This is a genomic window from Streptomyces sp. NPDC059398 (genome assembly GCF_042751845.1).
Lineage (GTDB): Bacteria > Actinomycetota > Actinomycetes > Streptomycetales > Streptomycetaceae > Streptomyces.
Genome location: NZ_JBHYWP010000076.1, coordinates 32,023 through 41,298, shown reverse-complemented (window position 1 = coordinate 41,298; position 9,276 = coordinate 32,023). Strand labels below are relative to the sequence as shown.

Below are 9,276 nucleotides of genomic sequence, written 5' to 3'. Positions count from 1 at the left end.
GCCGTCGCTCTCCGACGTGGTGGCACGGGCCATGACGCCGAGCATGTGGCGGGCGGGGACGGCCCCCGGACAGGAAGGGGTCCGGCTGCCCGCCCCTACAGCACCGGCAGGTTCTTCCGCAGCTCAAAAGCGGTGACCTCGCTGCGGTACTCCTCCCACTCCTGCTTCTTGTTCCGGAGGAAGAAGTCGAAGACATGCTCGCCGAGCGTCTCCGCGACCAGTTCGCTGCGCTCCATCAGCTCGATCGCCTCGCCCAGGTTCTGCGGCAGCGGCTCGATGCCCATCGCGCGGCGCTCCGAGTCGGAGAGCGCCCACACGTCGTCGTCCGCGCCTGCCGGGAGTTCGTAGCTCTCCTCGATGCCCTTGAGGCCGGCCGCGAGGAGGAGCGCGTACGTCAGGTACGGGTTGGCCCCGGAGTCGATGGAGCGGACCTCCACCCGGGCCGAGCCGGTCTTGCCTGGCTTGTACATGGGGACGCGGATCAGCGCCGAGCGGTTGTTGTGGCCCCAGCAGATGTACGAGGGTGCCTCGCCGCCCGCGCCCGCGCTGCGGGCAGAGCCGCCCCAGATGCGCTTGTAGGAGTTGACCCACTGGTTGGTGACCGCGCAGACCTCGGCGGCGTGTGTCAGCAGGCCCGCGATGAAGGAGCGGCCCACCTTGGAGAGCTGGTACTCGGAGCCGGACTCGTAGAAGGCGTTGCGGTCACCCTCGAAGAGGGAGAGGTGGGTGTGCATGCCCGAGCCGGGGTACTCGCTGAACGGCTTCGGCATGAAGGTGGCCTGTACGCCCTGCTCAAGGGCGACCTGCTTCATGACCAGCCGGAAGGTCATGATGTTGTCGGCGGTCGACAGCGCGTCCGCGTACCGCAGATCGATCTCCTGCTGACCCGGCGCGCCCTCGTGGTGGCTGAACTCGACCGAGATGCCCATGGATTCGAGCATGGTGATCGCCTGCCGGCGGAAATCCATGCCGACGTTCTGCGGAGTGTGGTCGAAGTAGCCGGAGTTGTCGGCGGGGGTGGGGCGGGTGCCGTCGAGCGGCTTGTCCTTGAGGAGGTAGAACTCGATCTCCGGATGGGTGTAGAAGGTGAAACCCAGGTCGGAGGTCTTGGCCAGGATCCGCTTCAGTACATAGCGGGGGTCGGCGAAGGACGGTGAGCCGTCCGGCATCAGGATGTCGCAGAACATCCGGGCGGTGCCGGGGGCCTCCGCACGCCAGGGCAGGATCTGGAAGGTGCTGGGGTCCGGCTTGGCGATCATGTCGGACTCGTAGACCCGCGCGAAGCCCTCGATGGCCGACCCGTCGAAACCGATGCCCTCGTCGAACGCCTGCTCAAGCTCGGCGGGCGCCACGGCGACCGACTTCAGGAACCCGAGGACGTCGGTGAACCACAGGCGCACAAAGCGGATGTCGCGCTCCTCCAGCGTACGGAGCACGAATTCCTGCTGCTTATCCATACCGTTCCTACCTATCCTCGCCGGTCAGCCACCTGCTCCCACGCCTCCGGAGTCCCCGGGGCTCATGAGCATCCCACCACACGATTTCCAGCTTGTTGCGAACCCTCGTCCGAACATCTCACCCCGCTCGGGTGTCCCGCAGCCTCCATTGTGGGTCACGTGGAGGCCGTGAACGAGTCAGGGTCTCCGGCCTTCCCCGCGGCCGCGGTGAGGGCCGTGGGGACGGCGAACACCCGGGTACGTTGTCGGCGTTGTACGGGTCACCGCTCGGCGTCGTACAGGTCACCGCTCGACGTCGTGCAGGTCACCGCTCGACGTCGTGCAGGTCACCGCTCGGCGTCGTACAGGTCACCGCTCGGCGCCGTACGGGTCACCAGCGGACCAGCGCGCCAAGGAGCGAAGCCCCCGCCGCGAGCCAGGCGACGTAGTCGCCGACGTGCCCCGAGTGGAGCCGGCGCAGCGGCTGCAACAACCGGTCGGGCCCCCCGGCCCGGTCCGGCCGGCGCACGGCAACGGTGGCGAGGGCCGCGGCGAGCGCCGTGGACAGCACTCCCAGGAGCACTCCGGCGGCCGACCACTGCGGCGGGTGCTCCGCCCTCCCCGGCACGGCCTCGTCCAGCGCATGGCCGGCGGCTGCCGCGATGTCCGGCACCAGACCTACGGCCAGCGCCGCGGCGAGCAGCACCGCCGGTACGACGAGCATGGTGTCGGGGACACGGGACAGCGGCCGTCCGCCGGTCTCCGGCTCCTCGTGCTCCCCGCTCGTCTCGTACGCTCCGCCGTGCTGCTCGCCGGGGCGCCGCCCGAACCCGCCGAAGACCCGCGCGGCGACCCGCAGCACCGCTCCCCCGGTGAGCGCCGACACCGCGACGCAGAGCACCGTGAGGGGTGCGCCGGCCGACTCCTCGATGACCGCCTTGCCGAGCGCCGTACCGAAGGGCGGCAACCCGGCGAGTGCAAGACCGCCGACCGTGAACAGCGCCCCGACGAACGGGAGTCCGCGCGCCCGGCCGTGCAGTTCGTGCTCGTCGATCGAGCCGTAGCGGTCGAGGAGGATACCGGCGCAGGCGAAGAGCGCCGCCTTCACGCCCGCGTGCCCGAGTACGTACAGCGCGACGCCCGACGAGGCCTGCGGGGTGAGCAGTCCGATGCCGACGAGGAAAAGGCCGGTGTGCGCGACGGTCGAGAAGGCCAGCAGGCGTTTGAGGTGGCGCTGGTACCAGCACATGACGGCCCCGACCAGTGCGGTCAGCACACCGAGGGTCACCAGGGCCCGTTCCGCGTCGTGCGCCGGGACCCCGCCGGGACCGGCGAACACGGTCCAGTAGACCCGCCCCGTGCCGTAGACACCCAGCTCGACCATGACCCCGGAGAGCAGCATGCAGACGGGGGTGGGGGCGACCGCGTGCGCGTCGGGGAGCCAGAAGTGGAAGGGGACGGCCGCCGCCTTGACCAGCAGCCCGGTGAGGACCAGGACGAAGGCGGTGAGGACCAGGGCGTCCGGCCGGCCCTGCTCGTCGAGGCGCCGTCCGATGGCCCGCATGCCCAGTTCGCCGGTGCGGGCGTAGAGCAGCACGATCCCGGTGAGGGTGGCGTACGCGCCGAGCGAGTTGACGACGCCGAAGGTGAGCGCGCCCTGGACCGCCTTCGCCTCCTCGACCCGGTAGCCGGTGAGCGCGTAGGCGACCACGCTCATCAGCTCGAAGAAGACGAAGGCGTTGAAGAGGTCTCCGGTGAGGACGAAACCGCACATACCGGCCTGGAAGAGCAGCACGAGCGCGGGGAACGCCCCGGCGTGCCGCAACGGCGGCTCGTCGAAGTACCGCCAGGAGTAGGCGAGTACGGCGACGACGAGCAGCGAGGTCAGCGTGGCGAGCCCCAGCGCGAGCGGGTCGCCGGTCAGGACGATGCCGACGCTCCGCCCGTGCTCGGGGGTCCAGCCGCCGACCCATTCGGCCGCGTGGTCCGAGCCGCCCGCGAGCAGCACGGCGGCGAGCGCGGCGGTGCCGGCGGCGAAGACGGCGCCGACCACCTCGGCGGCGGACCTGGGCAGTCTGCGTCCGGCGGCGACCAGGACGACGGCGCCGGTGAGCGGCAGCGCCACGATCAGCGGAAGCAGCTGGTTCAGCTGCCCGGACCCGGTCATCCGCGCAGCTCGGAGAGTTCGTCGGGGTCGACCGTCGAGTGCCGTTTGTCGATCTGTACGACGAGGGCGAGCAGCAGTGCGGTGAGGGTCGCGCCGACCACCACATCGGTGAGGGCGAGCGCCTGTACGACGGGGTCCACCAGGGGCCGTGCGCCCGGCTTCAGGTCGGAGAAGACCGGGGCGGTCCCGCCGTCGCGGTAGCCGACGGAGAGCAGCAGGACATAGGTGGAGGACTGGCAGACGGCGAGGCATCCGACGGCGTGGATGAGGTTACGGCTGGTGGCGAGGCCGTAGACCCCGATGAGGAAGATCCACCCGGCGGTCGCGTACGGCAGTACGGACATCATTCCCGCTCCCTGTCTGTCTCCGTCTTCCCCGTCTCCGTCTGTCCCGTCTCCGTCTGTCCCGTCCTGCTCTCCGTCTGTCCCGTCTCCGTCTGCCCCGTCTCTGTCTGCCCCGTCCTGCTTTCCGTCTCCTCGATCTCCAGCGCCTGGTCGAGGAAGCCGGCCAGGAGGACGACCACCGCGCAGGCGACCTCCACCCCGATGGCCGCGTTGAGCAGCGGCACGGTCCCGCCCGACGCGAGGGTGTTGAAGGTGCCGTAAGGGAGGAAGTTGGCGAGGAAGGACGTCCCGCAGAGCAGCCCCGCGAGCCCCAGGACCAGATAGGCGCCCTCCCCCGCCGCGTCCCCGATGTGGTAGACGCCGATGGGCCGGATCCGCTCCAGCGCCCGGTAGTCGACCGCGATGTAGAGCAGATGCAGCGCGGTGGCCATGACGACACCGCCCTGGAATCCGCCGCCGGGGCTGAGCTGGCCGTGCGCGACCACATACATCCCCGCGAGCAGCGTGACCGGCAGCGCCACCAGCGCGTAGCGGCGCACGGACGGCAGGACGGGTGCGGGCTCGGGACGGTACTGCCGCTCACCCCGGGTCTGGCGCAGCAGCACGACCGTGCCGAGGACCGCGCCGAAGAGGATGCTCTCCTCGCCCAGGGTGTCGAAGGCCCGCTGGTCGAAGTTGACGGATGAGATGACGTTGGCGGTGTGCCGGCCCAGCGCGGCCCGTACCGCGCGCTCACCGTACGGATGGATGTCGCCGCCGAAACGGGGGAGCAGCCGGTAGGCCCCGGCGAGCATGGCGGCGATTCCGGCCAGGCCGACGACCAGTACCCACAGGCGCATCCGCCGGCTCATCCGCTCCGCCTCTTTTGCTCGGCACCGCGCCTGCGGCGGACCTTGCGTACGCAGAGGAGCACCAGCAGCGGGGTGAGCGCCGAGCCCACCGCGAGCTGCGAGAGCGCCACGTCGGGGGCCTGGAGGACGGTGAAGAGCACGGCCAGGGAGAGGCCGAGGAGCGAGAGGACCAGCGCCTGCCGGGCGGGGTCGCGGACCAGGACGGCAGCGGTGGCGGCGCCCGCGACCAGCAGCAGGGCGATGGCGGTCAGGGCTTCAGTCATGGGCCGCCTCCGGGACCGGGTCGTCGAGCGCCCGGGACGCGACGATGTTGCCCGCGATCAGCAGGGCGCCGATGACGAGCAGCTTGACCGTCGCGCGGCTCGCTCCGGTGACCACACACAGCGGCAGCACGACCAGCACCGTGGCGGCGACGGCCGGCCAGGTGGTCCTGGAGCTGCGCGGCGGGTCGTCCGCCAGGTCGTCGGCGAGCAGCCGGGCGTACACCAGGGTGCCGACCGGGCCGAGTACGGCCAGCACGAGGGCGAGATCGGTGTACGCGGAGGGGCGGCGGAACCCCTGGGCGAGCAGCAGCAGGGCGAGGCAGACGAGCAGGGTGGCCTGGTTCTGGGCGACGACCCGGCGCCGCAGCGGTCCGGTGGCCACCCCCCAGAGCGTCGGTGCCACTCCGCACACCAGCACCGCGGCGGCGGCGAACAGCCAGCCGTTCACCGCCGGCTCACCGCCGTACGTGCCGCGCGGGCCGCGACGGCGGCGGGCAGCGCCAGGGCCGCTCCGACCACCGTCTCCAGTACATCCACGGTGCTGATGAGAACCAGCCACAACGCCGTCAGGAGCACCCACCAGAGCAGCACTTCCGCGGCGATCGCATACTTGTGCACCCTTCGTCCACCTCCGTGTGCCGGTGCCCCCGGCCACAGTGCCGCACTCCGGCTGTCCGGCCCCTGTGCCATGCCGTGTGCCCCGCCACTACGATCTGAGCCCCCGGACCGTCCGTATCCGACCAGGACTTGAGGACTCATCGATGGCTTCGACTCAGGGCTCGAAGAACGATCGCAGGACCCGTATAGAGGAGATGCGCCGCTCCGAGAGGTCGCGTGAGCGGCGGGTCCGTATCGCCGTGATCGCGGTGGCGGCCGTCGCCTTCGCGGGGCTGATCGGCTTCGGCACCTATCTCGTCAGCGCCGACAGCGACGACGAGAGCGCCAACACCGCCTCCGGCAGCGGCGCGTCCGACAGCAAGGCGGACGGCGGTACGACGGCCGGGCCCATCAAGGGCGAGCGGGACTGGGACATCAAGAAGCTCGGCCGCACCCATGTCACCAAGAAGGTGGACTACCCGATGACGCCGCCGGTGGGCGGGGACCACAACCAGGTCTGGATGAACTGCAACGGGAACGTCTACACCAAGCCGCTCCCCGACATGAACGCCGTCCACTCCCTTGAGCACGGCTCGGTCTGGGTCACGTACACGGACAAGGCGCCGTCGGGCGATGTGAAGAAGCTCGGCGCGAAGGTGGCCAGGACCCCGTACTCGCTGATGAGCCCGTACCCCGGCCAGTCGGGCGCGATCATGCTCAGCGCCTGGGGCAAGCAGCTGACGGTGGACGGCGCCGACGACCCGAGGGTGAACCAGTTCTTCACCAAGTACGTGCAGGGCCCGCAGACCCCGGAACCGGGTGCGGCGTGCACGGGCGGGCTGGACGGCCAGTGACCAGGAGCACCCGGCTGATGGCCGTCGCCGCCGCCGTCCTCGTACTGCTCTGCGCGGCCGCCGCGACCATGGCGTTCACCACCGGGGGCGGCGGCCATGTGTCCACCGCTCGCGTCGCGGGGGTGCCCTCGGCGGGTTCGGCCGATGCCGGTTTCGCCCGTGATATGTCGGTCCACCACCAGCAGGCCGTGGAGATGTCGTTCATCGTGCGGGACCGCACCGGGAACGCCGATGTGCGCCGCCTCGCGTACGACATCGCCAACACCCAGGCCAACCAGCGCGGCATGATGACGGGCTGGCTGAATCTCTGGGGGCTGCCGGTGAGCGACGCCGACCGGCTGCCGATGGAGTGGATGGGGATGGGCCAGGAGCCGTCCACCGATGGGGCGTTGATGCCCGGTATGGCGACGACGGCGCAGCTGGACACCCTGCGGAAGCTGAGCGGCAGGAAGGCGGAGATCCGCTACCTCCAGCTGATGACGGCCCATCACAAGGGCGGGATCCACATGGCGGAAGGCTGTGTGCAGCTGTGCCGGACCGGCGCGGAGAAGAAGCTGGCGCAGGGGATGGTCGCCGCGCAGCAGTCCGAAGTGCAGCTCATGGCCGATCTGCTGAAGGAAAGGGGCGCTTCGGCAACAACGGGATCAACTGCCCGTTCATGACCGTTCCTTGAGTTCTTCTTGGTCATCGCATGCCCCTGGCATGAGCAGTTCATCGGGCAAGGTGTGGCGTACACGCGTACCTGCGACGAACCGCGACACAGGGGGTTCCATGAGATCCAGCCGCTCAAGAATGCGCGCCGGCCTGAGCGTGGCAGCGACACTGCCACTGCTCGCCGGCGCGCTGGCTCTGTCCATACCCAGCGCCAACGCCGACTCCGGTACGGGCAGCCGTCACGCGCTCCAGGGCACCAAGCCGCTGTGGGCGAAGGCCACCGCCGACCGTGGCGCGAGCGCGAATTCCGGCCAGGTGAACGCGCGCGTCTATCTGGCCGGGCGCGACGCCCAGGGCCTGTCGGCGTACGCGAAGGAGGTGTCGGACCCGCAGTCCGCCTCCTACGGCAAGTACCTGAGCGCGAAGCAGGCCAAGGCCCGCTTCGGTGCGACGCCCGAGCAGATCAAGCAGGTCAAGGCCTGGCTGAAGTCGTCGGGTCTGAAGGTCACCGGCGCGAACCAGCACTATGTCTCGGTCAGCGGTGACGTCAGCGCGGCCGAGAAGGCGTTCTCGACCCAGCTGCACAACTACCGCAAGGGCAGCAAGACCTACCGGGCCCCGACGGCCACGGCCTCCGCGCCCGCGTCCCTCCAGGGTGCGGTGCTGACGGTGGTCGGCCTCGACAACGCCCCGCACAACGTCAAGCACGACACCACGACGCTGCCCCCGCCCAGCGCGGTCTTCAAGAACGCCGGGCCGATGTCGTCGTACTACGGCCAGAAGGTCAACAAGAAGCTCCCGAACGCGTACGGCGAGAAGGCCCCCTACGCGGTCAAGGGCTACACCGGCAAGCAGTTGCGGGCCGCCTACGGCGCGGGCAACAGGACCGGCAAGGGCGTCACGGTCGCCATCACGGACGCCTACGCCTCGCCGACCATCGCCCAGGACGCGGCCAAGTACGCCAAGCGCAACGGCGACAGCGCGTACGCCAAGGGCCAGCTCTCGCAGGTGCTGCCGAGCGACTACACCGACATCGACGAGTGCGGCGCGGCCGGCTGGTACGGCGAGGAGACCCTCGACGTCCAGGCCGTGCACGCGGTGGCGCCCAAGTCGGACATCGTGTACGTCGGTGCCGCCTCCTGCGACGACAACGCGCTGCTCGACTCGCTCGGCAAGGTCGTGGACAACCACCTCGCCGACATCGTCTCCAACTCCTGGGGCGACATCGAGGCCAACCAGACGCCGGCCTCGGCGGCCGCCTACGACCAGGTCTTCCAGCTGGGCGCGGTCGAGGGCATCGGCTTCTACTTCTCCACCGGCGACAACGGCGACGAGGTCGCCAACACCGGTACGAAGCAGGTCGACACCCCCGCCAACTCCGCCTGGGTGACGGCGGTCGGCGGCACTGCCCTCGCCGTCGGCAAGGGTGACAAGTACCAGTGGGAGACCGGCTGGGGCACACTGAAGTCGAACCTGTCGGCCAACGGGAAGAACTGGGCCGCGTTCCCCGGCACCTTCAACGGCGGCGCGGGCGGCGGCACCAGCAAGACCGTGGCGCAGCCGTTCTACCAGCGCAATGTGGTGCCCGGGAAGCTCGCCAAGGCCAACGGCAAGACGGCCATGCGCACCATCCCTGACATCTCCGCGGTCGCCGACCCGAACACCGGGTTCCTGGTGGGCCAGACGCAGACCTTCCCGGACGGTTCGCAGCAGTACAGCGAGTACCGCATCGGCGGCACCTCGCTGGCGGCTCCGGTCATCGCGGGCATCCAGGCGCTGGCGCAGCAGGCGCAGCACGGGGTTCCGATCGGGTTCGCCAACCCGTCGATCTACTCCCGCTACGGCACCGCGGCGTACCACGACGTCACGGACCACCCGCTGGGCGCGGGCCGCACCCAGTCGGTCGTCCGGGTCGACTTCGCCAACAGTGTCGACGCGAGCGGCGGTCTGCTGACCTCGCTGCGGACGCTCGGCGCGGACTCGTCGCTGGTCGCCACCGTCGGCTACGACGACGTGACCGGTGTCGGCAGCCCGGGACGCACCTACCTCAGCTCCTTCGCCAGGCGCTGACCGGTAACGGCGGCACACCGCCGCGGTGACCTCGCGTCGC

10 protein-coding genes are annotated in these 9,276 nt (G+C 70.3%); 3 read left to right on the top strand and 7 right to left on the bottom strand.

What is annotated here, in order from left to right; translation table 11 throughout:
- Positions 1 to 95 precede the first annotated feature (95 nt).
- The 7 genes from ACFXBC_RS24555 to ACFXBC_RS24525 form a co-directional block, all read right to left on the bottom strand.
- Positions 96 to 1,457, bottom strand: a complete 1,362-nt coding sequence (locus ACFXBC_RS24555; RefSeq protein ID WP_164259935.1) for a glutamine synthetase family protein — start codon at positions 1,455 to 1,457, stop codon at positions 96 to 98.
- A 370-nt stretch (positions 1,458 to 1,827) separates the two neighbouring features.
- Positions 1,828 to 3,585: a complex I subunit 5 family protein gene (locus ACFXBC_RS24550; RefSeq protein ID WP_385028312.1), complete on the bottom strand. Its 1,758-nt coding sequence runs from the start codon at positions 3,583 to 3,585 to the stop codon at positions 1,828 to 1,830.
- Between the two features lie 14 nt (positions 3,586 to 3,599).
- Positions 3,600 to 3,947, bottom strand: coding sequence for a sodium:proton antiporter (locus ACFXBC_RS24545; RefSeq protein WP_385028309.1), 348 nt, complete (start codon positions 3,945 to 3,947; stop codon positions 3,600 to 3,602).
- Complete coding sequence (locus ACFXBC_RS24540) at positions 3,947 to 4,798, bottom strand: MnhB domain-containing protein (RefSeq protein ID WP_385028298.1); 852 nt, start codon at positions 4,796 to 4,798, stop codon at positions 3,947 to 3,949. The genes ACFXBC_RS24545 and ACFXBC_RS24540 overlap by 1 nt, the downstream gene beginning before the upstream one ends.
- Entirely contained in the window at positions 4,795 to 5,061 is a 267-nt protein-coding gene (locus tag ACFXBC_RS24535) for a Na(+)/H(+) antiporter subunit B (protein WP_385028295.1), read from the bottom strand. The genes ACFXBC_RS24540 and ACFXBC_RS24535 overlap by 4 nt, the downstream gene beginning before the upstream one ends.
- Positions 5,054 to 5,509 carry a monovalent cation/H+ antiporter complex subunit F gene (locus ACFXBC_RS24530; protein WP_385028292.1) on the bottom strand — a complete coding sequence of 152 codons (456 nt, stop codon included), beginning with the start codon at positions 5,507 to 5,509 and terminating at the stop codon, positions 5,054 to 5,056. The genes ACFXBC_RS24535 and ACFXBC_RS24530 overlap by 8 nt, the downstream gene beginning before the upstream one ends.
- Positions 5,506 to 5,679, bottom strand: a complete 174-nt coding sequence (locus ACFXBC_RS24525; RefSeq protein ID WP_385028289.1) for a hypothetical protein — start codon at positions 5,677 to 5,679, stop codon at positions 5,506 to 5,508. The genes ACFXBC_RS24530 and ACFXBC_RS24525 overlap by 4 nt, the downstream gene beginning before the upstream one ends.
- 143 nt (positions 5,680 to 5,822) lie before the next feature.
- Here ACFXBC_RS24525 and ACFXBC_RS24520 point away from each other — a divergent pair, with 143 nt between their 5' ends.
- From ACFXBC_RS24520 to ACFXBC_RS24510, 3 genes are all read left to right on the top strand, one after another.
- Positions 5,823 to 6,512 (top strand): DUF3105 domain-containing protein, encoded by a 690-nt coding sequence (locus ACFXBC_RS24520; protein WP_385028286.1) that lies wholly within the window; start codon positions 5,823 to 5,825, stop codon positions 6,510 to 6,512.
- Between the two features lie 68 nt (positions 6,513 to 6,580).
- Positions 6,581 to 7,174: a DUF305 domain-containing protein gene (locus ACFXBC_RS24515; RefSeq protein WP_385028305.1), complete on the top strand. Its 594-nt coding sequence runs from the start codon at positions 6,581 to 6,583 to the stop codon at positions 7,172 to 7,174.
- Positions 7,175 to 7,283: 109 nt separating this feature from the next.
- Positions 7,284 to 9,236 (top strand): protease pro-enzyme activation domain-containing protein, encoded by a 1,953-nt coding sequence (locus ACFXBC_RS24510; RefSeq protein WP_385028283.1) that lies wholly within the window; start codon positions 7,284 to 7,286, stop codon positions 9,234 to 9,236.
- Positions 9,237 to 9,276: the final 40 nt, after the last annotated feature.

Bases quoted from the DNA above. Each gene is read 5' to 3' on its own strand.
- ACFXBC_RS24555 (WP_164259935.1), bottom strand. From the start codon at position 1,457: ATGGATAAGCAGCAGGAATTCGTGCTCCGTACGCTGGAGGAGCGCGAC.
- ACFXBC_RS24545 (WP_385028309.1), bottom strand. From the start codon at position 3,947: ATGTCCGTACTGCCGTACGCGACCGCCGGGTGGATCTTCCTCATCGGG.
- ACFXBC_RS24540 (WP_385028298.1), bottom strand. From the start codon at position 4,798: ATGAGCCGGCGGATGCGCCTGTGGGTACTGGTCGTCGGCCTGGCCGGA.
- ACFXBC_RS24535 (WP_385028295.1), bottom strand. From the start codon at position 5,061: ATGACTGAAGCCCTGACCGCCATCGCCCTGCTGCTGGTCGCGGGCGCC.
- ACFXBC_RS24520 (WP_385028286.1), top strand. From the start codon at position 5,823: ATGGCTTCGACTCAGGGCTCGAAGAACGATCGCAGGACCCGTATAGAG.
- ACFXBC_RS24515 (WP_385028305.1), top strand. From the start codon at position 6,581: ATGGCGTTCACCACCGGGGGCGGCGGCCATGTGTCCACCGCTCGCGTC.
- ACFXBC_RS24510 (WP_385028283.1), top strand. From the start codon at position 7,284: ATGAGATCCAGCCGCTCAAGAATGCGCGCCGGCCTGAGCGTGGCAGCG.